23 protein-coding genes and 1 pseudogene are annotated in these 24,217 nt (G+C 68.7%); 12 read left to right on the forward strand and 12 right to left on the reverse strand.

What is annotated here, in order from left to right; translation table 11 throughout:
- Positions 1–40: 40 nt before the first annotated feature.
- The 3 genes from KDK82_RS23915 to KDK82_RS23925 are packed head-to-tail and all read right to left on the reverse strand — an operon-like array spanning position 41 to position 1,760.
- Positions 41–592: a VOC family protein gene (locus tag KDK82_RS23915; protein WP_088166418.1), complete on the reverse strand. Its 552-nt coding sequence runs from the start codon at positions 590–592 to the stop codon at positions 41–43.
- A 12-nt stretch (positions 593–604) separates the two neighbouring features.
- Complete coding sequence (locus KDK82_RS23920; protein WP_063327853.1) at positions 605–991, reverse strand: NIPSNAP family protein; 387 nt, start codon at positions 989–991, stop codon at positions 605–607.
- Between the two features lie 13 nt (positions 992–1,004).
- The gene (locus KDK82_RS23925; protein ID WP_012201982.1) at positions 1,005–1,760 is read right to left on the reverse strand and encodes an SDR family NAD(P)-dependent oxidoreductase; all 756 of its coding nucleotides are present in this window, start codon (positions 1,758–1,760) and stop codon (positions 1,005–1,007) included.
- Positions 1,761–1,874: 114 nt separating this feature from the next.
- Here KDK82_RS23925 and KDK82_RS23930 point away from each other — a divergent pair, with 114 nt between their 5' ends.
- Positions 1,875–2,648, forward strand: a complete 774-nt coding sequence (locus KDK82_RS23930; protein WP_088166419.1) for an IclR family transcriptional regulator — start codon at positions 1,875–1,877, stop codon at positions 2,646–2,648.
- Positions 2,649–2,708: 60 nt separating this feature from the next.
- Here KDK82_RS23930 and gstA read toward each other — a convergent pair whose 3' ends face one another.
- Positions 2,709–3,317: a glutathione transferase GstA gene (gene gstA, locus KDK82_RS23935; protein ID WP_013799958.1), complete on the reverse strand. Its 609-nt coding sequence runs from the start codon at positions 3,315–3,317 to the stop codon at positions 2,709–2,711.
- 95 nt (positions 3,318–3,412) lie between these two features.
- On the reverse strand, positions 3,413–4,000 hold the full coding sequence (locus KDK82_RS23940) for an NADPH-dependent FMN reductase (protein WP_088166420.1): 588 nt from the start codon (positions 3,998–4,000) through the stop codon (positions 3,413–3,415).
- Positions 4,001–4,300: 300 nt separating this feature from the next.
- Between KDK82_RS23940 and mnmG the strand changes: the two genes are divergently transcribed.
- The 9 genes from mnmG to KDK82_RS23985 all read left to right on the forward strand — a co-directional run bounded on the left by mnmG (position 4,301) and on the right by KDK82_RS23985 (position 14,833).
- A complete protein-coding gene (gene mnmG / locus KDK82_RS23945) occupies positions 4,301–6,280 on the forward strand; it encodes a tRNA uridine-5-carboxymethylaminomethyl(34) synthesis enzyme MnmG (RefSeq protein WP_088166421.1) in 1,980 nt (659 codons plus the stop codon).
- The gene (gene rsmG / locus KDK82_RS23950) at positions 6,277–6,936 is read left to right on the forward strand and encodes a 16S rRNA (guanine(527)-N(7))-methyltransferase RsmG (protein ID WP_088166422.1); all 660 of its coding nucleotides are present in this window, start codon (positions 6,277–6,279) and stop codon (positions 6,934–6,936) included. Before mnmG ends, rsmG begins: the two co-directional genes overlap by 4 nt.
- A gap of 106 nt (positions 6,937–7,042) precedes the next feature.
- Positions 7,043–7,657, forward strand: coding sequence for a LysE family translocator (locus KDK82_RS23955; protein WP_088166423.1), 615 nt, complete (start codon positions 7,043–7,045; stop codon positions 7,655–7,657).
- 13 nt (positions 7,658–7,670) lie between these two features.
- Positions 7,671–8,441: a ParA family protein gene (locus KDK82_RS23960; RefSeq protein WP_088166424.1), complete on the forward strand. Its 771-nt coding sequence runs from the start codon at positions 7,671–7,673 to the stop codon at positions 8,439–8,441.
- Between the two features lie 2 nt (positions 8,442–8,443).
- The gene (locus KDK82_RS23965; protein WP_071953952.1) at positions 8,444–9,022 is read left to right on the forward strand and encodes an alpha/beta hydrolase; all 579 of its coding nucleotides are present in this window, start codon (positions 8,444–8,446) and stop codon (positions 9,020–9,022) included.
- A 13-nt stretch (positions 9,023–9,035) separates the two neighbouring features.
- Positions 9,036–9,971: a ParB/RepB/Spo0J family partition protein gene (locus tag KDK82_RS23970; protein WP_013799965.1), complete on the forward strand. Its 936-nt coding sequence runs from the start codon at positions 9,036–9,038 to the stop codon at positions 9,969–9,971.
- Between the two features lie 196 nt (positions 9,972–10,167).
- Positions 10,168–11,202, forward strand: a complete 1,035-nt coding sequence (locus KDK82_RS23975; protein ID WP_013799966.1) for a peptidoglycan-binding domain-containing protein — start codon at positions 10,168–10,170, stop codon at positions 11,200–11,202.
- A 173-nt stretch (positions 11,203–11,375) separates the two neighbouring features.
- The gene (locus KDK82_RS23980; RefSeq protein ID WP_088166425.1) at positions 11,376–12,197 is read left to right on the forward strand and encodes a methyltransferase type 12; all 822 of its coding nucleotides are present in this window, start codon (positions 11,376–11,378) and stop codon (positions 12,195–12,197) included.
- A gap of 224 nt (positions 12,198–12,421) precedes the next feature.
- Complete coding sequence (locus tag KDK82_RS23985; protein WP_179217970.1) at positions 12,422–14,833, forward strand: IPTL-CTERM sorting domain-containing protein; 2,412 nt, start codon at positions 12,422–12,424, stop codon at positions 14,831–14,833.
- 16 nt (positions 14,834–14,849) lie between these two features.
- Here KDK82_RS23985 and KDK82_RS23990 read toward each other — a convergent pair whose 3' ends face one another.
- The 5 genes from KDK82_RS23990 to KDK82_RS24010 form a co-directional block, all read right to left on the reverse strand.
- Complete coding sequence (locus KDK82_RS23990; RefSeq protein WP_088166427.1) at positions 14,850–15,197, reverse strand: cytochrome c; 348 nt, start codon at positions 15,195–15,197, stop codon at positions 14,850–14,852.
- A 96-nt stretch (positions 15,198–15,293) separates the two neighbouring features.
- Complete coding sequence (locus KDK82_RS23995; protein ID WP_088166428.1) at positions 15,294–16,547, reverse strand: sulfite oxidase; 1,254 nt, start codon at positions 16,545–16,547, stop codon at positions 15,294–15,296.
- A gap of 46 nt (positions 16,548–16,593) precedes the next feature.
- Positions 16,594–17,181: a hypothetical protein gene (locus KDK82_RS24000; protein WP_012201996.1), complete on the reverse strand. Its 588-nt coding sequence runs from the start codon at positions 17,179–17,181 to the stop codon at positions 16,594–16,596.
- The gene (locus KDK82_RS24005; protein WP_088166429.1) at positions 17,178–17,753 is read right to left on the reverse strand and encodes an RNA polymerase sigma factor; all 576 of its coding nucleotides are present in this window, start codon (positions 17,751–17,753) and stop codon (positions 17,178–17,180) included. Before KDK82_RS24005 ends, KDK82_RS24000 begins: the two co-directional genes overlap by 4 nt.
- Positions 17,754–17,851: 98 nt before the next feature.
- Complete coding sequence (locus KDK82_RS24010) at positions 17,852–18,874, reverse strand: helix-turn-helix domain-containing protein (RefSeq protein ID WP_088166430.1); 1,023 nt, start codon at positions 18,872–18,874, stop codon at positions 17,852–17,854.
- A gap of 65 nt (positions 18,875–18,939) precedes the next feature.
- Between KDK82_RS24010 and KDK82_RS24015 the strand changes: the two genes are divergently transcribed.
- Positions 18,940–20,214 (forward strand): MFS transporter, encoded by a 1,275-nt coding sequence (locus KDK82_RS24015; protein ID WP_043795639.1) that lies wholly within the window; start codon positions 18,940–18,942, stop codon positions 20,212–20,214.
- 157 nt (positions 20,215–20,371) lie between these two features.
- A complete protein-coding gene (locus tag KDK82_RS24020; RefSeq protein WP_012202000.1) occupies positions 20,372–21,661 on the forward strand; it encodes a M20/M25/M40 family metallo-hydrolase in 1,290 nt (429 codons plus the stop codon).
- Between the two features lie 467 nt (positions 21,662–22,128).
- Here KDK82_RS24020 and KDK82_RS24025 read toward each other — a convergent pair.
- Positions 22,129–23,131 (reverse strand): annotated as a pseudogene (locus KDK82_RS24025) (Bug family tripartite tricarboxylate transporter substrate binding protein).
- A 71-nt stretch (positions 23,132–23,202) separates the two neighbouring features.
- Positions 23,203–24,217, reverse strand: a 1,015-nt coding sequence (locus tag KDK82_RS24030; protein ID WP_088166431.1) for a CaiB/BaiF CoA-transferase family protein, incomplete at its 5' end; no start/stop codon positions are given.

Consider the following 24,217-nt stretch of genomic DNA (forward strand, 5'->3'; position numbering starts at 1 on the left):
GACGTGTCCAGTGGCCTGGCTGGCCTGGCTGGTGTTGCGGCTAGCGGTCCGCGCGTGCGTAGCCGGTCTGGGCGCCGTAGAGCTTTTCGCGCTGCGACCAGTCGCGGGTCTCGTTCCACAGGGCCAGCACCTGCATGGCCTCCTGCTCGAAGACCTGGTGGCGCGCCGCGTCGGCCGTGCGTGCGGTCAGCTCCAGGCGGTGGCCCGAAGGGTCGAAGAAGTAGATGGAGGTGATGAAGTCGTCGTGGTTGGTGGGGCCCACCACGTCAATGCCCCGGTCCAGCAGGTCCTGCCGGGTGCGCAGCACGGTGTCCACGTCGGCGACCTCGAAGGCGAAGTGCTGTATCCAGCCCGGCGACTCCATGTCCTTCATCTGGCCCGGGTCCCTGGGGCACTCGAAGAAGGCGATGGAGCTGCCGTCCTCCATTTCGAAAAAGATGTGGATGTGCGGGCTGTACTGGCCCGTGGAGGGCACATGGTCCTCGCCCATGGCGTGGGTGAAGCGCAGGCCCAGCACCTCGGTATAGAAGCGCACGGTCTCGGCCGCGTCCTTGCACCGGTAGGCGGCGTGGTGAAGCTTTTTGCACAGCATGGATGTCTCCTGTCAGTCGGTGGAAAGGGGGCCGGAAGTGGACGCGGGGCCTGTGGCGCCGTGGAGCGGCTCCTGGCAGCCGCTCCACTGGGGCTGGAAGAAGGGGGCCGGGACCAGGAACTTCGATTCCTGGCTTTGCAGCAGCGGCAGCATGCGCGCCACATAGGCCTGCCAGCGTGGCTCGGCCAGCAGGCGGGCGCGGCGCTCGGCGCGCTCGTTCAGGTCCGTATAGGCCCACAGGTGGACGATCTGGTTGAGTGGCCCCGAGTCGCTGGTGTAGTAGCCGACCATGCGGCCCAGAATGCGCTGCTGCAGCTCCAGGCCCTCGGCCTGGTAGAGCGCCAGGTAGTCCCGCCATTTGCCGGGGTGGGCGGTGTAGGTGCGTTGTTCGACGAGCATGCCGTGCCTTCTTTCAACCGAGGCTGTGGCCGCCGTCGATCACGATGCGCGTGCCCGTGGCCGTGCGCAGATGCGTGGCGCAGGCGAGGATGGCCTGCGCCACATCGCCGGGCTCGACCACGCGGCCCAGCGGCGTGTGCGCGGCCTTTTTCTCCAGCTCCTGGCGGCTGCGGCCCTCCACGAAACCTGTGTCCACGGCGGCTGGCGAGACGCAGAGAAAGCGCACCGGGCCGAAGGCGCGCGCCATGGATACCGTCAGCGTGTCGAGCGCGGCCTTGGCGGCGCAATAGGCCATGTTGCTGCCCAGGCCCGTGAAGGCGGAGACCGAGGACACGTTGACCACGGCGGCGTCCTGCGAGGCGCGCAGCAGCGGCAGCAGGGCCCGCGTCACGGCATAGGTGCCGCCCACGTTGGCGCACAGGATGCGGTTGAACAGAGCGGGCTCCAGCGCATCGATCTGCGCGTGCGCGATGCGCTCGGTGAAGCCCGCGCAGTTGACCAGCAGGTCCACCCGGCCCAGATGCTGCTGCAGCCACTGGGCGGCGGTGGCGTGGCTGGCCTCGTCTTGCAGCGACAGCTGCAGCGTGTGGTGGCTGCCCGGCAGTTCCTCGCGCAGCGCCTGGGCGCGGTCGCGGCCCTGGTGGTAGCCGATCACGACGGTGGCGCCCTCGCGGGCCAGGGCCCGCGCCGTGGCGGCGCCTATGCCGCTGCTGGCGCCGGTGACGACGGCGATTCTGTCTTGCAATGGCGGATGGGAGAGTTGCATCATTCGGAAATCCGTGGCGCCCGGCCTTGCCGTGCCCTGGCCGGGCCGTGGTTGATCGGCCATTCCGATTGTTTTCAAATCGCCCGGCGGCGCCACTCAGTTGTCCGATAAACGAACATGACCTCATCGTCCGATGCCGGCTCCCTCAAGCGGGGCGTGGCCTTTCTCAAGCTGCTGGCGACCGGGGGCGTGCGCGGTTGCCCGCTCAGCGAACTGGCCGAAAAGTCCGGCGTGCCCCACCCTTCGGCCCACCGCATCCTCAAGCAGCTGATTGCCGAGCGCCTGGTGGTGCACGACGCCCAGACCCACCGCTACCGGTTGGGGCCGCTGGCCTTCGAGCTGGGTCTGGCCGGGTCGATGCTGCACGACATACGCGACCTGTGCGAGCCGGCCATGGCGGCGCTGGCACGTGAAACCGAGGACACGGCCTACCTGGTGGTGCGCAGCGGATTCGAGGCCGTGTGCCTGCACCGGCTCGAAGGCGACTTCCCCATACGCACGTTGGTGCTGCAGGTCGGCAGCCGGCGCCCGCTGGGCGTGGGCGCCGGGGGGCTGGCCGTGCTGGCCGCCATTGCGCCCGAGGAGCGCGAGGCCATCATCGAGCGTGTGGCGCCCGCCCTGCCGGCCTTTGGCAAGCTCACCGATGCGGGACTGCGCCTGGCCTGCGAGGAAACGGCCCGCGCAGGCGTGGCCGTGATACAGAACCGCGTGAGCCTGGGCGTGACAGCCGTGGGCGCGCATTTTTGCGACAGCATGGGCCAGGCCATGGGGGCGGTCAGCGTGGCCGCGCTGACCCAGCGCATGACGGCGGCGCGCGTGCGGCGCATCGCCCAGCAGGTGCGCGCTGCGGCGGCCCAGATAGAGCAGCGCATCCGCACGCGCAAAAGATAAGGGGCCGGCTGGTTCACACCAGCCGGCCCCTTGTGCCGCCGAGCCCGGGCTCGGCGCTGCTTACTTGAGCAGGCCTTCGGCCTTCATCGCGGCCTGCACGGCAGGGCGGGCCAGCACGCGCTCGCGGTAGGCCAGGAGGTTGGTCAGCTCGGAGATGTCCACGCCCACGAACTGGGCCCAGCCCGTCACGGTGAACAGGTAGGCGTCGGCCACGGTGAACTGCTCGCCCATCAGGTAGTCGCGGCCATTGAGCTCGCCGTCCACCCACTTGAGACGGTCCAGCACGCGCTGGCGCACCACGGGCTTGTAGTCGTCGGGCGTGGCGGGGTTGAACAGGGGACCGAAGCCCTTGTGCAGTTCGGTGCCGATGAAGTTCAGCCACTCCTGAAGGTGGTAGCGGGCCATGGTGCCATTGGCCGGCGCCAGCTTCTTCTCGGGGACCAGGTCGGCCAGGTACTGGACGATGGCCGGGCCTTCATGCAGCGTGTCGCCGTCGTCGAGCACGAGGAAGGGAACATAGCCCAGCGGGTTGATGCCGTAGTAGTCCGTGCCGTCCTGCAGCTTGTGCGTCTTGGTGCTGGCCAGGACCGGCTCGTAGGCCAGGCCTGCCTCGTGCAGGACGATGTGGGGAGACAGAGAGCAGGCGCCAGGGCTGTAGTAGAGCTTCATGGTGGATGGCTTCCGATCAGGGTAAGAAAGACAAGCGCCCATGCTAACCCCATGTGCAGGGGCTGCGCATGATGGGACCGCGCTGGCGGCAGGGTTCAGGTCGACAGGCGCTGCGCAGCCCAGAGCACCTGCTCCAGCACGGCCTTCATGCCCAGCTGGTCCTGGGGTCGCTGCAGGCGGCCGGCGTCGTCGAATGCCTGGCCTGCCTGGCCCACGGCGTGGCTCACGGGGGCCAGCCAGCACTGCAGGTTCAGCAGCAGCGGCGCCAGGTGCGACTGGGCGCGCAGGCCGCCCAGGCCACCGGGCGAGGCGCTGGCCATGCCCACGACCTTGCCGCGAAAGGGCAGGGTGCCATCGGACCAGACCGGATCACCGGCCACGGGGCTGGAAGCCCAGTCGATGGCGTTCTTGAGCAGGGCAGGGTAGCTGCCGTTGTACTCGGGCGAGCAGATCAGCCAGGCCGGGTGGCTGTGCAGCGCGGCCTTGAAGCGCAGCACGTCGGGCGGCGTGCCGCTGGCCTCCAGGTCGGCGTTGTACATGGGGATGTCGAAATCCGACAGCTCCAGCAGCGTGGGCTGGGCGCCCCGTTCGCGCGCCATGTCGGCGGCGGCGGCGGCCAGGCGCCGGTTGTGCGATTGTTGGCGGGTACTGCCCGCGAAGATGAGGATCTGCATGGCCGCCATTGCATCACAGGCCCTGCACATGTTTCTTGCAAGCGGGCCGCCCTGCGGGCGGCGGCGCGCAGCATCCTGCGGTGCACACGTGTTCGCCGCACTGTTTCACGTGGAACACCGGCGCAGTGCCGGCCCGGTGGCGGGGCCGGCCGACCCCTTGCAAGGCACTGGTGCGGCAAAGGTGGGAAAATCGCGGGTTCCCCGCTGGGTTCCCCTCGCTACATGAACGAGGGCCACCTGCCATGAGCGCCGGAGCGTGAGTGCTCCGTGTCGGGGGCTTGGGCCGGGCAGGCCCCCGGAGTGATAAGCATGTTGTACCCACAGGAATTTGATGTGATCGTGGTCGGTGGCGGCCACGCTGGCACCGAGGCCGCGCTGGCCGCTGCGCGCATGGGCTGCAGGACGCTGCTGCTGAGCCACAACATCGAGACCCTGGGCCAGATGAGCTGCAATCCCAGCATCGGCGGGATCGGCAAGGGCCATCTGGTCAAGGAAGTGGATGCGCTGGGCGGCGCGATGGCGCTGGCCACCGATATCGGCGGCATACAGTTCCGCATCCTCAACAGCTCCAAGGGCCCGGCCGTGCGTGCCACGCGCGCCCAGGCCGACCGCATTCTCTACAAGGCTGCCATCCGCGACATGCTGGAGAACCAGCCCAACCTGTGGCTGTTCCAACAGGCGGTGGATGACCTCATGGTCGAGGGCGACCGCGTGGTGGGCGCCGTCACCCAGGTGGGCGTGCGCTTTCGCAGCCGCACCGTGGTGCTCACGGCGGGCACCTTCCTGGACGGCAAGATCCACGTGGGCCTGAACAACTACGCGGCAGGCCGCGCGGGCGACCCGCCGGCCGTCAGCCTGTCGTCGCGGCTCAAGGAACTGCAGCTGCCCCAGGGGCGCCTGAAGACCGGCACGCCGCCGCGCCTGGATGGCCGCAGCATCGATTTCTCGCAGTGCGAGGAGCAGCCCGGCGACGGCATGCCCGGTGGTGTCAACGAAGGCGTGCTGCCCGTGTTCAGCTTCATCGGCAATGCGGCCATGCACCCGCGCCAGATGCCCTGCTGGATCACCCACACCAACGAGCGCACGCACGACATCATCCGCAGCGGCTTTGACCGCAGCCCCATGTTCACGGGCAAGATCGAGGGCGTGGGCCCGCGCTACTGCCCCAGCGTCGAGGACAAGATCAACCGCTTTGCCGACAAGGAAAGCCACCAGATCTTCCTGGAGCCCGAAGGCCTGACCACCAACGAGTTCTATCCCAACGGCATCTCCACCAGCCTGCCCTTCGACATCCAGTACGAACTGGTGCGCAGCATGAAGGGGCTGGAGAACGCGCACATCCTGCGCCCCGGCTACGCCATCGAGTACGACTACTTCGATCCGCGCTCGCTCAAGAGCAGCTTCGAGACGCGCCAGATCCAGGGCCTGTTCTTCGCGGGCCAGATCAACGGCACGACCGGCTACGAGGAAGCGGCGGCCCAGGGCCTGTTCGCCGGCCTCAACGCCGCGCTGCAGTGCCGTGGCCAGGAAGCCTGGCTGCCGCGCCGCGACGAGGCCTACCTGGGCGTGCTGGTCGATGACCTGATCACCAAGGGCGTGACCGAGCCCTACCGCATGTTCACCAGCCGCGCCGAGTTCCGGCTGCAGCTGCGCGAGGACAACGCCGACATGCGCCTGACCGAAGCGGGCCGCGCCATGGGCCTGGTGGACGATGCGCGCTGGGATGCCTTCAGCCGCAAGCGCGATGCTGTTTCACGTGAAACAGAGCGCCTGAAGTCCACCTGGGTCAACCCGCGCATCGTCACGCCCGAGGAATCGGAGCGTGTGCTGGGCAAGTCCATCGAGCGCGAGTACAACCTGTTCGACCTGCTACGCCGGCCCGACGTGGGCTACGGCAAGCTGATGAGCCTGAACGAGGGCCGCTATGCCTCGGCCGATGTGCAGCCCGAGGTGCTGGGCGATCTCAGCGGCTCCGTGGTCGAGCAGGTGGAAATCGCGGCCAAGTACGCGGGCTACATCGACCGCCAGAAGGACGAGGTGCAGCGCGCCGCCCACTTCGAGAACCTGCGCCTGCCGGCCGAGCTGGACTACATGCAGGTGCCGGCCCTGTCCTTCGAGGTGCGCCAGTCGCTGCAAAAGCACAGGCCCGAAACCTTGGGCCAGGCGTCGCGCATGTCGGGCGTGACGCCAGCGGCGATCTCGCTGCTCATGGTGCACCTGAAGAAGGGGGGCTTTCGGGGCTTTGCACCGGATGTGACTGACGCGAAGGGCGAGGAGGCATCCGCATGAGCCAGGAACTGCGCGCTCCGCTCGAAGCCGGCCTGCAGGCGCTGGGGCTGGACCTCACCCCCGCCCAGATCGATACGCTGATGGAATTCCAGGCCCTGCTGGGCAAATGGAACAAGGTCTACAACCTCACGGCCGTGCGTGATCCGCAGGAGATGCTGACCCATCACCTGCTCGACAGCCTGGCCGCCGTGCCGGCGCTGCAGCGCCATCTGGCCCAGATGCCGGCACGCGCAGGGCGCACTGCCATGCTGGACGTGGGATCGGGCGGCGGCCTGCCCGGCGTGGTGTTTGCCGTCTGCTGCCCGCAGATCGACGTGCACTGCGTGGATACCGTGGGCAAGAAGGCGGCCTTCATCCAGCAGGCGGCAGCCACGCTGCGCCTGCCCAACCTGCGCGGCATCCACAGCCGCGTGGAGCAGCTGACCACGCGCTATCCGCTGATCAGCTGCCGTGCGTTTGCCTCGCTGGCGGACTTCACCAGCTGGTCGCGCCAGGCGCTGGAGGAGGGCGGCACCTGGCTGGCCATGAAGGGCAAGCACCCCGACGATGAAATCGCCGCGCTGCCCGCCGACGTGCAGGTGTTTCACGTGGAACCATTGAAGGTGCCTGGCCTGGATGCCGAGCGCTGCATCCTCTGGCTGCGCGTTTGCGCCTGATTTTTTTACCGAATGGCACACTGCCGCGTTGCGGCGGAGCCATGTTCCACATGCGCTGGCCATGGCCCTCGCATAAACTCCCAGCTTTCATCGCTCAGGGGTCAGCATGTTCGGCATCTCCGATTTCAGCGCATTCGTTGTTGCCATTCTTCTGTTTTTGCTGATTCCGGGGCCGGGCAATCTGGCGCTGATCACCTCCACCGGCAAGGGCGGCATACGTGCCGGAATGGCGGCCTGCGCCGGCGTGCTGGCGGCCGACCAGGTGCTGATCTGGATGGCCGTGGCGGGCGTGGCCGCGCTGCTGGCCTCCTATCCCACGGCCTTCCATGCCGTGCAGTGGCTGGGCGCCGCCTACCTGGGCTGGCTGGGTTTCAGGATGCTCACCGCCAAGCCCGGCGACAAGCCCGTGCTGCACATCGAGCCGCGCCACTACTTTCGCCAGGCCGGCCTGATCACCCTGATGAACCCCAAGTCCATCGTGTTCTACATGGCCTTCTTCCCGCTGTTCGTGGATCCCGCAAGCCACCAGGGCCTGCTCACGTTCGCGGTGATGGCGGCCACGGTGGCCGCGCTGACCTCTCTCTATTGCCTGATCGTGGTGCTGCTGACCGCGCATCTGGCCGAGCGCATGCGCGCCAATCCTGCGGTTTCCCGGGTTCTCGAAAAGACTGCGGGCGTGTTCCTGATCGGTTTTGGCCTCAAGCTGGCCATCGCCAAATAAGCGTGTAAATACCATGGCCAAAATCTTCTGTGTCGCCAATCAAAAGGGCGGGGTCGGCAAGACCACCACCGCCGTCAACCTTGCAGCGGGCCTGGCCAAGGTCGGCCAGCGCGTGCTGATGATCGACCTGGACCCGCAGGGCAATGCCACCATGGGCTCGGGTGTGGACAAGCGTGCGCTGGAGCTGTCGATCTACGACGTGCTGCTGGAGAACGCCAGCGTCAAGGAAGCCGCCGTGCGTTCCGAGGCCGTGGGCTACGACGTGCTGGGCGCCAACCGCGAACTCAGTGGCGCCGAGATCGAGCTGGTCACCCTGGAGCGCCGCAACGATCGCCTGAAGGGCGCCCTCAAGGCGGTCGATGCCGACTACGACTTCGTGCTGGTGGACTGCCCGCCCAGCCTGTCCATGCTCACCTTGAACGGCCTGTGCGCGGCCCATGGCGTGGTCGTGCCCATGCAGTGCGAGTACTTCGCGCTCGAAGGCCTGACCGACCTGGTCAACACCATCAAGCAGGTGCACGCCAACATGAACCCCGACCTGCAGATCATCGGCCTGCTGCGCGTGATGTTCGATCCGCGCACCACGCTGCAGCAGCAGGTCAGCGACCAGCTCAAGGAGCACTTCGGCGACAAGGTGTTCGACACCGTCATCCCGCGCAACGTGCGCCTGGCCGAGGCGCCCAGCTATGGCGTGCCGGGCGTGGTCTTCGACCCGGGCGCCAAGGGCAGCAAGGCCTTCATCGATTTCGCGCACGAGATGGTGCGCCGCATCAAGAAGATGTAGCCATGCAAGGTTCACATGAAGCGGCAGGGCAGGGCGTGCCGACCGGGTGGGCCGCCGAGGACGTCTGGCTGCTGCCAGGCTGGCAGAACTCGGACGCCGACCACTGGCAAAGCCGCTGGGAGCAGCGCCACGGCTACCGCCGCCTGGAGCAAAACGACTGGGACCGCCCGCTGCGCGGCGACTGGAGCGCCAGGCTGCAGGAGACGGTGCTCGACGCGCCGCGCCCCGTGGTGCTGGTGGCGCACAGCCTGGGCTGCATCCTTGTGGCCTGGTGGGCGGCGCATTCGCCGCTGGCCGCCCGCAAGGTGCGTGGTGCGCTGCTGGTGGCCCCCGGCGATACCGAGCAGCCCCAGCTGCGCGAGCAATTGCCCGGCTGGTCGCCCGTGATGATGCAACGCCTGCCGTTTGCCTCCATCGTGGTCGGCAGCGACAACGACATTTACTGCAGCGCCCAGCGCGTGCAAGCCATGGCCGATGCCTGGGGCGCACGCTTCGTCGACGCAGGGCCTTCGGGCCATCTCAACACGGCCAGCGGGCTGGGCGACTGGGACAGCGGACACGCGCTGCTGGCATCGCTTTGACAAGGACAACACCATGGTGACCAAGAAACCCAAGGGACTGGGACGCGGGCTGGAAGCCCTGCTCGGACCCAAGGTCCACGACAAGGAAGAGGGCGGTGGCCCGGTGGCCGAGACCGGCCTGCCCAGCATCCTGCAGCTCGACGTCATGGTGCCCGGCCAGTACCAGCCGCGCACCCACATGGACGAGGGCGCGCTCTACGAGCTGGCCGAAAGCATCAAGGCCCAGGGCATCATGCAGCCCATCCTGGTGCGCCGCCTGGCCAAGGGCGACCATGCCGGCAAGTACGAAATCATCGCGGGCGAGCGGCGCTTCCGTGCGGCCCGCATCGCCGGCCTGGCCGAGGTGCCGGTGCTGGTGCGCGAGGTGCCCGACGAGGCCGCCGCCGCGATGGCGCTGATCGAGAACATCCAGCGCGAGGACCTGAACCCGCTGGAAGAGGCCCAGGGCCTGTCGCGCCTGGTCAAGGAATTCGGCCTCACGCACGAGCAGGCGGCCCAGGCCGTGGGACGCTCGCGCAGCGCGGCCACCAACATCCTGCGCCTGCTCAACCTGGCCGACCCGGTGCAGACCATGCTCATGGCCGGCGACATCGACATGGGCCATGCGCGCGCCCTGCTGTCGCTGGACCGCGCGGCCCAGATCACGGCCGGCAACCAGATCGCGGCCAAGAAGCTGTCGGTGCGGGAGGCCGAGGCCCTGGTCAAGAAGATCGGCGCCGACTTCAGCCTGGTGCGCCAGAAGTCCAAGAAGGACGGCAAGTCGCGCGACATCAAGCGCGTGGAAGAAGAGCTGTCCGACCTGCTCATGGCCGATGTCGAAGTGCGCATCAAGAAGTCCGTGCGCCGGGGCGGCAAGCTGCAGGAAATGGGCGAAGTGGCGATCCAGTTCGGCTCGCTCGATGCGCTCAACGGGCTGATCGAACGTTTGCGCGGCGATGCACCCGAGTGATGACAACAGCTTGTAACCGTCTGTGATCTGTCGTTCTCCAGCAAAGCAGCGCTTTTTCGCAAGGGTGAATCCCGGTATATTTGCGCGCTGTTATGCGGGGTAATTGTGTGTAATCGCTGACTGGCGACGCTGCCAGTGCGTGAACGCCCATTGCCCTGGCGCTGATTCACCTAGACCAGACCAAGAGGATTACAACGTGAAGAAGTATCTTGCCCTGACTGCCATCGCTGCCGTGGCGCTGACCGGCTGCGTGACCACCGACATGCGCATGGGTTCGCCGGAAGCCAAGACCGTGGCCACGGGCGCCGCAGGCGGTGCCAGCGCCGAGAACGCCAACACCGAGCTGGAGCGTTGCGACTCCTCGCTGGGCACCATCTCCCTGGTCGAGAACCAGACCGCGGGCTGGTACACCATCCTCACCCAGCAGTACCGCCTGCCGCCCACCTCGCAGCTGCTGCGCCTGATGATCCAGCAGTCCAACTGCTTCATCGTCGTGGAACGCGGCGCGGCCGGCATGGGCGCCATGGCGCGTGAACGCGCGCTGATGGACTCGGGCGAAATGCGTGGCGGCAGCAACCTGGGCAAGGGTCAGATGGTGGCCTCCGACTACGGCCTGTCCCCCGAAGTGATCTTCAACCAGAGCGATGCCGGTGGCATGGGCGGCGCCATCGGCGGCCGCGCAGGCGGCATCTTCGGCGCGCTGGCTGCAGCCACCAAGACCCGCGAGGCCTCGGTCATGCTGGCCCTGGTGGACAACCGCTCGGGCGTGCAGGTGTCGGCTTCCGAAGGCTCGTCCTCCAAGACCGACTGGGGCGGCATGGGCGCGCTGTTCGGCGGCTCCGCCGGCGCCTCGCTGGGCGGCTACACACGCACGGCCGAAGGCAAGGTGATCGCCGCCGCCTTCATGGACGCCTACAACCAGATGGTGCGCTCGCTGCGCAACTACAAGGCGCAGACCGTCAAGGGCCAGGGCCTGGGCGGCGGTGGACGCCTGGGCGTGGACGGCGGTGCCGCACCGTCGCAGACATCGGCTCCGGGCGCCAATGCCGCCGGCATGTCGCTGCGCGCGGCCCAGCAAAAGCTCAACGCTCTGGGCTACACCGCAGGCACGCCTGACGGCTCCATGGGCAAGAACACCCAGAACGCCCTGCGCGAGTTCCAGCGCGACCAGAGCCTGCCGCAGACCGGCCGCCTCGACCGTGCCACCTCGCAAGCACTGCAACAGCAATGAGATGCAGCACCCCCTGAGTCGCTTCGCGCCTTCCCCCTCTCCTGCGGGAGGGGGACGACAGCCTCGCTGCGGGGCGGCCCTTGCTCGCTGTCCCTGGTTTGGGGCGTTTCGGGCGCATAGGTCGCGCTCGTTTCATGGGCTGTGGGAGGCGCGTCGCGCAATGAGGCTCTGACATGCGGCGCCTTCCCTGGCCGGCCCCGGCCCTTCTTGCCTGGGCGGGCGCCTGGCTTGTCTACGCCGCGCTGCAATCGACCCTAGGGCCGCTGGCCGCCTGGCTGGCGGCCTGTTTTTTGGGCGTGCTCGCCAGCCTGCTGGCCACGCCCTGGTGGCGGCGCCTGGCCGTGGCGGCGGGCTTTCCGCTGTCATGCCTGATGCTGTGGGGGCCGGGCGGCCTGGCCGCCATCAGCCCCTGGCTGTGGCTGGCGGCGCTGGGTCTGCTGACCCTGGTCTACCCGCTCAACGCCTGGCGCGATGCGCCGCTGTTTCCCACGCCCGCCGATGCGCTGCAAGGCCTGGCCGATGCCGCGCCGCTGCCCGATGGCGCCGCCGTGCTCGATGCCGGTTGCGGCCTGGGCGACGGCCTGTGCGCGCTGCGCGGGCAGTACCCGCAGGCGCGGCTCAACGGCATGGAGTGGAGCTGGCCGCTGCGCTGGCTGTGCGCGCTGCGCTGCCCCTGGGCCCGCGTGCGCCGTGCCGACATCTGGCTGGCCGACTGGAGCGGGTACCAGATGGTCTACCTGTTCCAGCGCCCCGAAAGCATGGGCCGTGCGGCCGTCAAGGCCGCCACGGAGCTGCCTGAGGGCGCCTGGCTGATCAGCCTGGACTTTGCGCTGCCCGGCGTGGAGCCCTCCTGGCAGCGCCAGGGCCCGGGCCGGCACAGCCTCTGGGTCTACCGCATGCCGCTGGGCGGTGCCGGCGAGGCCGTGGTGCATGTTCCCGAGCCCGAGGAAACGCCTTACGAGAAGGCGCGGCGGGAACTGCAGCAGCGCCGATGAGAGCCTGTGCCGCTCCAGCCGTGGCGTTGCACGGCCGGGCCAGGCACTGAGTCCGGACGGCGGGCCCACACACTTCGCGCCTTTGTCTTACAGGAGAAAGGCAGGCTCTCCATGCTCCCCGGAATTGACTCTTTGTGTACGTGCGCAAGACTTGCTGTGCCTGCCATCCACAGATGCAGGCCCTGCAAGTCTTGACCCATCTGCTGCGCCAGGCTGCGGTGCAGATGACAAACACAAAGATCGCCAAGATGGATATGGAACTGTCTCGTGCATGCACGGCCCGCAGCCGCATGCGTTCGCCTTCTTCTTCGCTGCCTGTGCCCCCTCGGTCCGTGTTGAAAATCCTGGCATGGGGCGTGGCCTTGTGCTGCACCCAGGCGCAGGCCCAGACGGTCACGTCCACCGGCGATGTGGTGCCTGTCCAGGTGCCCAACCCCTCGCCCAGCTGGAATGCGGGCACCACGCTGCACGTCGGCAGTACGGGCACGGGAACGCTCACCATGGACAGCGGAGGCTCAGTGACCCACTCCGGGGTCGGCACCGTGGGCTACGACCTGGGCAGCAATGGCACGGTCACCGTCCGGGGCCCGGGTTCCACGTGGAACGGTTCAGGCAATCTCGTGATTGGTGGCAGGGGCACAGGCACCTTGAAGGTCGAAGATGGGGGCGTGGTGTCAGGTGTGGTGGGTGCTTTGGGCGATGTCCCTGAAGGCGTGGGCACGGCGACGATCAGTGGAACAGGCTCGGCCTGGCGCAGCACCCAGGATTTCTTCACCAGCTTCAACGGAACGGGCACGGTCACCGTGCGCGATGGTGGTGCGCTGTCTGTGCAGGGGGGCGCCAGGACCATCACCATGGATGCTGACCCGGGCGCTGTCGGAACCCTCCAGGTGGGCGGTGGACCGGCCGACGCCGCCATGGCGCCCGGCGTGGTCGATGCGGCCCGCATCGACTTCAGCCTTGGGACCGGCACCCTGCATTTCAACCACACGGGTGCCAACCTGGGCTTTGCGCTTGCGCTGTTCAGCGTCGATCCCGGCACGCACCGCATCACCCATCAGGCCGGCACGACCACGCTGTCGGCCGACAGTTCCGGTTTCTCGGGCCGCACCGCGGTCTCCGGGGGGCGGCTGGTGGTCGCCAATGCGCTTGGCGGCACGGCGTCGGTCACGGGCGGGCAGCTGGATGTCGATGGCACGCAGGGCGGCACCGTCACGGCCAGCGGCTCCGGCGTGGTGACCGGGGCGGGCACGGTCTCTGGCGACCTGGACCAGACCGCCGGCGGCGTGCTGCTGGGCCAGCAAGGCCGCAAGCTCAGCGTTGCAGGCCTGGCCACGCTGGGCAGCGGTGCGGTGGTACAGGCGGGCCTGGGAGCGCCTTCGGCCACGGCCTTGTTCGATGTGAACGGCAATCTCACGCTGGGCGGCACGCTTGGCATCAATGACCTGGGCGGCTTTGGCGCAGGCGTGTACCGGCTGTTCGACTATCGCGGCACGCTGGCCGGGAGCCTGGCCTTCGGCGCGCTGCCCGCAGGCGTGGTGGCGGACAACCTGACCCTGCAGACTTCGGTGCCCGGGCAGGTGAACCTGCTCTCCACGGTCGGCGTGGCCCTGGGCTATTGGGATGGTGGCAATGCCGCGCTCAGGGACAACAACGTGGTAAACGGCGGCACGGGCGTCTGGCGCGCCGATGGCCGCAACTGGACCGGCGCGGGCGGCGCGCTCAACGGCCCTTATCAACCCAACCCCACCGTGGCCCGGTTCCAGGGCGTGGCCGGTGTGGTGACGGCGGATGCCGGTGCGGGGGCCATCGGCATTACCGGCATGCAGTTCGATGTCGATGGCTACCGCCTCCAGGGTGCGACCCTGGGATTGCAGGGCGCGGGAGCCAACACGGTCAACGTGGCCAGCGGCGCGACGGCGACGGTGGCATTGGTGCTGTCCGGCCCGGGTGGCCTGGCCAAGGCCGGCACCGGCACGCTGGTGCTGGAAGCTGCCGGCAGCTACGGCGGCGCCACCACGGTCCAGGGCGGCAGTCTGCGTGCCGGCGCTGCCAATGTGCTGACCAGCGTTTCGGCTCATGAGGTGCAGGCTTCGGGCGTGCTGGATCTCGACGGCCTGGCCCAGACCGTGGCCAGCCTGGTGAACGCGGGCACGGTGCGCCTTCCCCGGAACGGTGCTCCGGCCGTACCCGGCACCACGCTGAGCGTGACAGGCAACTACAGCGGCGGCGGCGTGCTGGCCATGGCCACGCAACTGGGCAATGAAGCGTCGCCCAGTGACCGCCTGGTGGTGAACGGCAGCGTGACGGCAGGTGCGCCCACGCGCCTGGACATTGCCAACGCCGCAGGCCTGGGCGCGGCGACCGCGGGCAACGGTATTTTGGTCGTGCAGGTCAATGGTGCGGCATCGCCTGCAGGTGCCTTCGTGCTGGCGGCGCCGCTGCAGGCCGGAGGCTACAGCTACCAGCTGGTGCAGGTGGGCAGCCACTGGTATCTGCAGTCACGCCTGGCGGGTGCCACAGGGGTGCAGCAGATTCCCGCGCTGGGCACGGCGGGCCTGGCTGGCCTGGCCCTGATGCTGGGCGGGCTGGCTGCCTGGCGGCAGCGCCGCCGCCCGGGCGCCGTGCGGGACTGAGCACGGCGGCCTGCCTCTACTTCTTCGCGCTGGCCTTGCTCACGTAGAGCGACAGCGCGGCGATCTCGGCCTCGCTGAGCGTGGCCTTGAACGAGGGCATGGCACCTATGCCGTCGCGCAGGGCGCGGGCCACGCGCGCGGCATCGGGCTTGAGCTCGTCGAGCACGGGGCCGATGGCGCCCTCGGCGCCCGCGTCCTTGAGCGTGTGGCACAGCGCGCAGGCAGGCGTGGCCGTGGAGAACAGCTTCTTGCCCAGGGCCATCTGGGCCGCTTCATCGGCAAAGGCGGGGGCGGACAGCAGGGCGCTGCCGAGCAAAGAGCTGCCCAGCAGGGCGGTGTGGATCAGGTGTTTCATCGTGAACATGGCAATGGGGGTACGGGCCCGCCACGGTCTGGCGCCGTGTGCGGGAAGTGACGGCAGTGAAGAGAAGGGGTGGCGGGATGAACGCGCGGGCCGTGCTCAGGCCACGGTGACGGTCACGGCGTGGTCGGCCCAGCTGGTGTTGTTGTAGCCACTCTGGTTTTCGCCGCGCGTCTCGGGCTGGACCCGGCCGCGCGCGTCGGTGGCGCGGCTGGCCAGCACATGCGTGCCCTTGGGCAGGCGCGCCTGCAGCACGAACTGGCGCCAGGCGTACTTGCCCAGGTCGGGGCCGACCAGGCGCGCGGCCTGCCAGCTCTTGCCGCCGTCCGTGGACACCTCCACGCCCTTGACGGCGTCCATGCCGCCAAAGGCCACGCCGTGGATCTGCACCAGGCCGGCGGCCTGCCCGCCGTCCTCGGGCAGGGGCGAGTTGATCCAGGACTTGACGCTCATCTCCTGCACCGAGGGCTGGCTCGGGTCGCCCTTGCTGCCGGGTGGCGAGATGCGGTAGCCGTGGGACATGATGTGGGCCTCGCTCTCGCGCGGCGTGAAGGCCAGCTGCTTGATGTACTTGATGTTGTTCACGCCGGTGTAGCCGGGCACGATCAGGCGCAGCGGCCCACCATGGGCCAGCGGGATGGGCTCGCCGTTCATCTCCCAGGCCAGCAGGGCGTCTTCCATGGCCGACAGCGGCACCGAGCGCTCGACGATGACGCTCTTGGGGTCCAGCCCCGCAGGCAGCACCTCGCCGCCCGTGCCCGTCATGTAGAGACCGCCGTCTGACACACCGCCCAGGGCCTTGACCACCTCGCGCACGGGCACGCCGCTCCAGACCACGCAGCCGGCCGCACCCACGGTCCAGGCCGTGCCGCTGGGCTTGCTGGGAAAGAAGGCCCGGCCATTGCCCGAGCACTGCAGCACCATGGCCACGGTCTCCAGGCCCAGGGACTTGAGCTCGCGCACGCTGAGGCTGCGGGGCTGGCGCACGCCCTCCACCTGCAGCTGCCAGGCATCGCGGTCGGCCACGATGGATTCGGGCGGCGTGGGCAGGTTGTTGCGCACATAGAGCTGGTCGCTGGGCGTGATCACGCTGGTGCCGAAGGCGCCGCGCCGCGTCTCTATGGTGGTGGAGCTGTGGACGATGAGGGCATCGGCCTTCTTCCAGCCCGCGTAGCCGGGCAGGGGCTTGGTGGCCGGTGCTGCCGCAGCTGTCGGTGCCTGGGCCTGGGCTTGGGCTTGGGCCAATGCGCCCTGGTGCAGGCCGGCCAGGCCTGCGGCGGCCAGTGCGCTGGCACTGCCGGCCAGCAGGCTGCGGCGGGCGGGGGAGGTGGGCGATGTCGGCAAGTGGTTCATGGTTGTCTCCTCGTGGTGGTTGTCAGGGGGCGTGTCATGCGGCGTCTCATGGGGCAGGGGTGCCCAGGGCCTTGCTGGCCACGGCCAGGGCCTGTTTCTTCTGGGCCACGAGCACCAGCGGCCGGCCTTCGCGTGAGCGAACGACCTGCCAGTGCATGTTGGCCCACCAGCCCTGGCCGTCGGCCAGGCGCTGGGGCTGGTCGAAGGCCAGCACGGTGACGATGCCGCCCTTCTCGAAGAAGGTGGTCAGGTGGTAGGCGCGCGTGCCGTCGATGTCGCAGGGCCGCATCAGCTGGGTGTAGCCGGGCAGCTTCTCGCCGGCCGGCAGGTCCATGCGGCGCGCGACCTCGGCCTCGGGCATGAAGCTGCCGCGCAGCGTGCGCTCGTAGTACTCGTGCTCGATGGCGGCGCGCACCAGCTCGGGCGGGCGCATGGCAAACACGGCGGTGGCGGCCGAGCTGCCCACCAGCAGCGCGGCGATCAGCCGGCGCACGCCGCTGCGCGCATGCCAGGGCGTGTGGCGCAGCAGATGGGCGGGCGGCTCGCCGTGCGGTCCGGGGTCGAAGGCCAGGGCCAGTTCGGCGCGTGCGCGCAGGTCAAAGGCCGATTCGTCGGTTGTGTCCGGGGCAGTCATTTCAAGCCTTGGTATCGTGTGGCGCGCAGCGGGTTGGGGCGCAGTGGGATCACGCTGGCAGTCTCTGGAACAGGCGCCGGGGCCGCCTGCTCCAGCACCGCCTTCAGCGCATCGCGGGCGCGTGACAGGCGCGACAGCACCGTGCCCGGCGCAATGTCCAGGGCCTCGGCCATCTGGGCCGTGGGCATGTCGTCGAAGTAATAGAGCACCAGCACTTCGCGGTGGATGGGCGCGATGCGCGCCAGCGCCTTGACCACGTCGAGCCGGTCGTCCAGCGCCGAAGGCGAGGGGGAGGGGGCGGGATGCTGGTCCAGCGCCTCGTCATCGCTCACCAGATGGGCCGATGGCGCAAGGTGCCGGAAGGCATGGCGGCGCATGATCTGGAACAGCCAGGCCCGCGCCATTGCGGCCTCGCGCAGCTGGTGGCGAAAGCGCCAGGCGCTGGTGAAGCAGTCCTGCACCACGTCCTCGGCCAGCGCGCGCGAGCCGGTCAGCGCCCAGGCGCTGCGCAGCAGGAATCGGTAGTGCTCGCGCACCCACTGGTTGTAGCGCGACTCGGCGGTGGAGATCATGCGGCATAAGAGCACGCAGGGCGCCGCCGCATTCCATGGCCTGCCTATCGGCAAACCCTATATCGGATCAGCTATCGCGAAGAGGCGATGGCTCCCTGTCATTCCCTGGTCGGCCGCGATACAGCGCCTGTTCCGACCCTGTGGGCAGCGGAACCAGCCTGCTGCCCGAAGAACCGTGCCGGAGGCATGCCCACCGTGCGGTGCACCATGGCGCTGAAGGCGCTGGGGCTGTAGCCCAGCTCGGCCGCGATCTGCTGTATGGGAAGGCCGCGCGCGGCCAGGCTCAGGCCGTGGGCCAGCACGACTTGCTGGCGCCAGGTGGTGAAGCTGCAGCCCAACTGCTGCTGGAACAGCCGGGCCACGGTGCGCGGGCTGGCGCCGGTGTCGGCTGCCCAGTCGGCCAGGCTCTCGTGCTGGGTGGGGTCGGCCACCACGGCCTCGCAGAGCATGCGCAGGCGTTTGTCCTGGGGCATGTTCACGCCAAGGTGGACTTCGCTGGCCCGGCGCAGTTCTTCCAGCAGCAGGGCGCTCAGGTGGTGCTCGCGCTGCAGCGTGGCGGCGTCGGGTGCGGGCTGGTCATCGCTTTGCTTGGGCAGGGCCGTGATCAGCTCGCGCATCAGCGGCGAAACCTCCAGCACGCGGCAGCGTGCCCAGTCCTGCGGGTTGCAGGCCACGCCGCAGGGCGGGAGGTCCGGCAGTACGGGACCCTGGGCCGGATCGTCCTGCAGCACGTAGATGGAGACGAGATCGGCTTCCTCGACCATGGCCACGGCGTGGACCAGGCTGGGCGGAATCCACACGGCCTTGGAGGGTGGGGCGATCAGCGTGCCCTGGGGCGCTGACAGGTGCAGCACGCCGTCCAGCGAGATGGCGATCTGTGCCCAGCTGTGGCTGTGCGGTATGACGCGCGTGCGTGCCGACAGGCGATGCTGCTTGGCGCGCACGGGGCGCTGGGGCGTGGGGACGAACAGGTGCGGATGCAGGGCCTCCACCGGCTCCATCGGCCGGGCCCTGCGCACCGACCGCAGTGCGGCTGCGGGGCAGGCGCTGGGCAGGGTGTCGGCAGAAGTGTCGGCAAGGGTGTGGGCAGGGGTGCCGGGCGTGGAGACAGGCTTTGGCATGTTTGCGACAGAAGTTGGCAGACTATCGCATACAAGACGAAACGCTGCTGCCTAAGATGCGGCCCATGACCGCCTCTTCTTCTTCCATGCCGGACGCCGTGGCTCCGGACCCGCTGCGCAGCGATGTGCGCACCATCGGCCTGATCGGCCTGGCGCATGGTTCCTCGCATTTCTTCCACCTGCTGCTGCCGCCGCTGTTCCCGTGGCTGATCGCCGAGTTCGGCTACAGCTATGCCGAACTCAGCGTGATGGTGTCGCTGTTCTTCGTGGTCTCCGGCGTGGGACAGGCCATGGCCGGCTTTGCCGTGGACCGCTTCGGCGCGCGCCCCATTCTGTTTGCGGCGCTGGGCAGCTTCACCGTGGCGGGCGTGGTCGCCAGCCTGGCACAGGGCTATGGAATGCTGCTGCTGGCGGCCTTCTTCGCGGGCCTGGGCAATGCGCCCTTCCACCCGGTGGACTTCACCATCCTCAACAAGCGCGTGTCGGCCAAGCGCATCGGCCATGCGTTCTCGGTGCACGGCCTGTCGGGCAATATCGGCTGGGCGCTGGCGCCGCTGTTCATGGCGGGCATCACCACGGCCACGGGCTCGTGGCGCCTGGCCTGCCTGTGCGGCGCGGCCCTGGCCGCCGTCATCCTCACCATCATGGTGCTCAACCGCGAGGCGCTGGACGACCGTGCGGCCGATGCCCAGGCCCCCGCGGCGCGCGCCGCTGCGGCCGCCGTGCCGCAGGAGCATCCCATGGCCTTCCTGAAGCTGCCCTCGGTCTGGCTGTGCTTCTCGTTCTTCTTCTGGAGCACCTGCGCGCTCAGCGCCATCCAGAGCTTTGCCAGCCCCGCCATGCAGTCCATGTACGGACTGCCGCTGAGCGTGACGGCGCTCATCGTCACGGGCTACATGCTGTGCGGCGCGGCAGGCATGCTGGCCGGCGGCTTCCTCGTGGGCCGCGTGCAGCGGCTGGAGAAGGTGATCTCCATCTGCATGCTGGGCTCGGGCGTTGCGCTGTTCCTGGTCGGCACGGGCTGGCTGCCGGCCATGGCGGCCGTGGCAGTGGCCTCCATCGCGGGCCTGGGCACGGGCCTGGCCGGTCCTTCGCGCGACATGCTGATCAAGCGCGCCGCCCCGCCCGGCGCCACGGGCCGCGTCTACGGCACGGTGTACTCGGGCCTGGACCTGGGCTTTTGCCTGGCCGCGCCGGTGTTCGGCTACATGCTGGACCATGGCATGAGCCACGGCGTGTTCTACGGATCGGCCATTGCCCTGGTGCTGAGCGTGGTGTCGGCCGTGGTCGTGGGCGATGGCGTGAGCAAGAAGGGTGGCATGGCGCTGAGCGCGGGCTGATCCCGGGTCTCGCTCCCCACAAGGCCCCGCAGGCCAAGGCTTGCGGGGCCTTTGCTTTGGGCGGGGAGATGGACAAAACAGGCACGGCAATTGCGTGCGCCCTGCGCGGCGCCTGCTATCGTGCAGGCACAACTTTTTCAACACAGGAGACCTGTCCATGCGTTCCGCCTTCGCACCGCTTTCCCTCATGTTCCGCAGCGCCCCGCTGGCGCTGGCCCTTGCCATGGCCGGCCTGTCCGGCAGTGCCCTGGCTGCGCCCAAGGCCGATATCCAGGCGCTGGCGCAAAAGCACCAGCAGCCCTTGCTGGACACGCTGCGCGACCTGGTGCACATCGAGTCGGGCAGCAAGGACATGGAGGGCGTGGAGCAGATCGCCAACTACGTGGCCGGCAAGCTGCGCGAGCAGGGCGGCAAGGTCGAGATCCTGCAGCCCACCGACGTCTACCGGCTGGGTGACACGCCCGAGAAGATCGGTCCCATGGTGCATGCCGAGTTCAAGGGCAAGGGCACCAGCCGCATCATGCTGATCGCCCACATGGACACGGTCTACCTGCGCGGCATGCTCAAGGACCAGCCGTTTCGCATCGACGGCGAGCGCGCCTACGGCCTGGGCATTGCCGACGACAAGCAGGGCGTGGCCCTGATCCTGCACACCGTGGCCATGCTGCGCCAGCTGGGCTTCGACAACTACGGCACGCTGACCGTGCTGATGAACAGCGACGAGGAAATCAGCTCGCCCGGCGCGCGCAGCACCATCACGCGCATGGGCGCCGAGCAGGATGCGGTCTTCTCGTTCGAAGGCGGCGGCACCGACGGCGGCGTGCGCCTGGCCACCAGCGGCATCGGCGCGGCCTACCTCAAGGTCGAGGGCAAGGCCTCGCACGCGGGCGCCAAGCCCGAGGACGGCGTGAACGCGCTGTACGAGCTGTCGCACCAGCTGCTGCAGATGAAGGACCTGTCCAAGCCCGAGACCGGCCTCAAGCTCAACTGGACCGTGGCCAAGGCCGGCACCAACCGCAACGTCATTCCCGCCGAGGCCACGGCCCAGGCCGACGCCCGCGCGCTGCGCGTGGCCGACTTCACGGCGCTGGAGCAGGCCATGCAGGCCAAGGTGGGCCACAAGCTGCTGGACGCCAGCAAGGTGCAGCTCAAGTTCGAAGTGCGCCGCCCGCCGCTGGAGGCCAACGAGGCCTCGCGCAGCCTGGCCAAACAGGCGCAGACCATCTACAGCGATGAGCTGGGCCTGAAGATGAGCGTGATGGAAAAGGCCACGGGCGGCGGCACCGACGCGGCGTTTGCGGCGCTCAAGGCCAAGGGTGCGGTCATCGAGGGCTTTGGCCTGAGCGGCTACGGCGCGCACTCCAATGATGCGGAGTATGTGCAGCTGAACACCATCGTGCCGCGCCTGTACCTGGCCACGCGCATGATCATGGATCTTTCCAAGTAAGCGTCGGCTCCCGGGCTTCTCAGGAGCGGCAGCACCCCATGCGTCAAGCCGTAGCAGACGTTGGCTTGAGTCGCTTTTTCTGACCCTGCCGGGAGGTTGTTTTTCGAGGCCGGGTCTCGGCCCGGCGGCCGACGGCCCTTTCTTGATTCGCCAAGAAAGGTCAGGTCAAAGAAGGCGACCCGGATGTCCGCGACCCCTGCGCTTCGCTACGGGGCAACCTGCGTCGTGGCGGTTGCGGGGTTCGCTGCGGAACTCGCTGCGTTCACTGCGTGAACTCCGCTCAGACAACCGCAGCGAGTCAGATCACGAAGCAGTCCTGTCCTTCGGCAGGACTGCAACCCCGCAACCACCACGCCGCAGGCGCGGCCATACGGGAGTGAACAGCAGGCGCCGAGCATTTGCGGACGCAAAAAAGGGCATGCCTTGCGGCATGCCCTGAAGGCGCATCGTGGGGCGCTCTGTGTTCTTTACTGCGAGGAGATGTTCTTGTCCTTGGCGATCTTGCTCCAGCGCGTGAAGTCGGCGTTCAGGCGTGCCTTCATGGCCGCGCCGTCCTGGTAGGTGGCGATGGCGCCTGCGGCCAGCATCTTCTTTTGCAGCTCGGGCTCGGCCAGGATGAGCTTGAGCTCCTGGTTCAGGCGCTGGACCACGGCGGGCGGCGTGTTCAGCGGGGCGATCAGGCCGCCCCAGGTGTCGGCGTCGAAGCCGGGGAAGCCCTGCTCGGCCACCGACTTCACGTTCGGCAGCAGCTGCTTGGCCTTTTGCGAGCTGACGGCAATGGCGCGCAGCTTGCCGGCCTGGATGTGGGGCAGGGCCGCGACCACGTCGGCGAACATCACGGCGATCTGGCCGCCGATCAGGTCGGTCACGGCCGGCGCGCTGCCGCGGTACGGCACGTGCTGCATGTCGAAGCCGCCCAGGTCCTTGAGCTGCTCCATGGACAGGTGGCCGAAGCTGCCCGTGCCCGAGCTGGTGTAGTTCAGCGCCGGCTTGGCCTTCCTGGCGTGCTCGATCAGCTGCTGCAGGTTGGTCACCTCGGGCAGCTCGCGCGGGTTGATGACGATGGCCATGGGCAGGTCATAGACCGTGGCCACGGGCAGGAAGTCCTTGCGCACGTCGTACAGGTTGTTGTTGAACAGCATGGGCGCCAGCAGCGCGGGCATGCCGAACATGGACAGCGAGTAGCCGTCGGGCTGCGACTTGATGAAGGCCGCCGTGCCCACCGAGCCCGAGGCGCCGGGGCGGTTGTCGATGACGATGGTCTGGCCCAGGCGCTCGGTCAGGCGCTGGGCGACGATGCGCGCGGCCGTGTCGGTGGGGCCGCCGGGCGGGAAGGCCACGGTCAGCTTGATCAGCTTGTCGGGCCACTGGCTCTGGGCCCGGGCGGCGGGGGGCCAGCGTGGCGATGGCGGTGGCGCAGGCGGCGGAAAGAATCTGGCGGCGCGAGGCCTGGAAGGGGGTGGACGTCATATGTCTCCTCAAGCGGGAAGGGGTGGAAATGAGAGCCGTGGAGCGGTCTGGGTGGGAACGTCTGCGCGCTCTCAGATGATGTTTTTGGCGCGCAGTGCGGCGCGGGCCTGTTCGTCCAGGCCCAGGCGCTGCTGCAGCACCTCGTCGGTGTGTTCGCCCTGGTGCGGCGGCGGGCGGCGCACGGGCAGGCGCTGGCCGTCCAGCGCATAGGGCGGGGCCAGCACTGACTGGCTGCCGGCCTCGCTGTCCTCGAAGCGGTGCAGCAGGCCGGCGTCGGCCGTACGCTGCGAGTTCAGGGCCTCGAACAGGCCCAGCACCTCGCCGCAGGGAATCTGCGCGGCCGTCAGGCATTCGAGCAGTTGGGCGCGCGTGAAGCGCAGCAGCTCGGCCTGCACCAGCGGCATCAGCAGCTCGCGGTTTGCCGAGCGTGCGGTATTGGTGGCAAAGCGCTCGTCGACGGCCCACTCGGGCTTGGCGATGACGTCGGTGCAAAAGCGCTGGAACTGGCCGTTGTTGCCCACGGTGATGACCAGCGGGCCGTCGGCCGCCTCGAACACGCCGTAGGGCACGATGGAAGGATGGGCGTTGCCGAACTTGGGCGGGTCGCCGGCCTTGAGCAAGGCCTCCATGCCGTAGTAGCTGGTGATCATCAGGCCGCAGTCGTACAGGGCCATCTGCACATGGCGGCCGCGCCCGCTGCGCTCGCGCTCGTAGAGCGCGGCCAGGATGGCCTGGGCCGAGTACATGCCCGTGAACATGTCCACGGCGGCCACGCCGAACTTCAGCGGGCCCTGGCCCTGCTCGCCGTTCATGGCCATGATGCCGGACTCGCCCTGCACCACCAGGTCGTAGCCGGGCCGCGTGGCCTCGGGGCCGCTGCGCGAGTAGCCCGAGATGGAGCAGTACACCAGGCGCGGGTTCAGCTGCGACAGCTGCTCGTAGCCCAGCCCCAGCTTCTCGGCGCCGCCGACCTTGAAGTTCTGGATGACCACGTCGCTGTCGGCCGCCAGCTCGCGTGCGATGCGCAGGCCCTCTTCGGCCTGCAGGTCCAGCGTGACCGAGCGCTTTGACCCTGCCTCGATTTCA

Origin of the sequence: Delftia sp. K82 (genome assembly GCF_002193035.1) — a bacterium.
Classification (GTDB): Bacteria; Pseudomonadota; Gammaproteobacteria; order Burkholderiales; family Burkholderiaceae_C; genus Comamonas; species Comamonas acidovorans.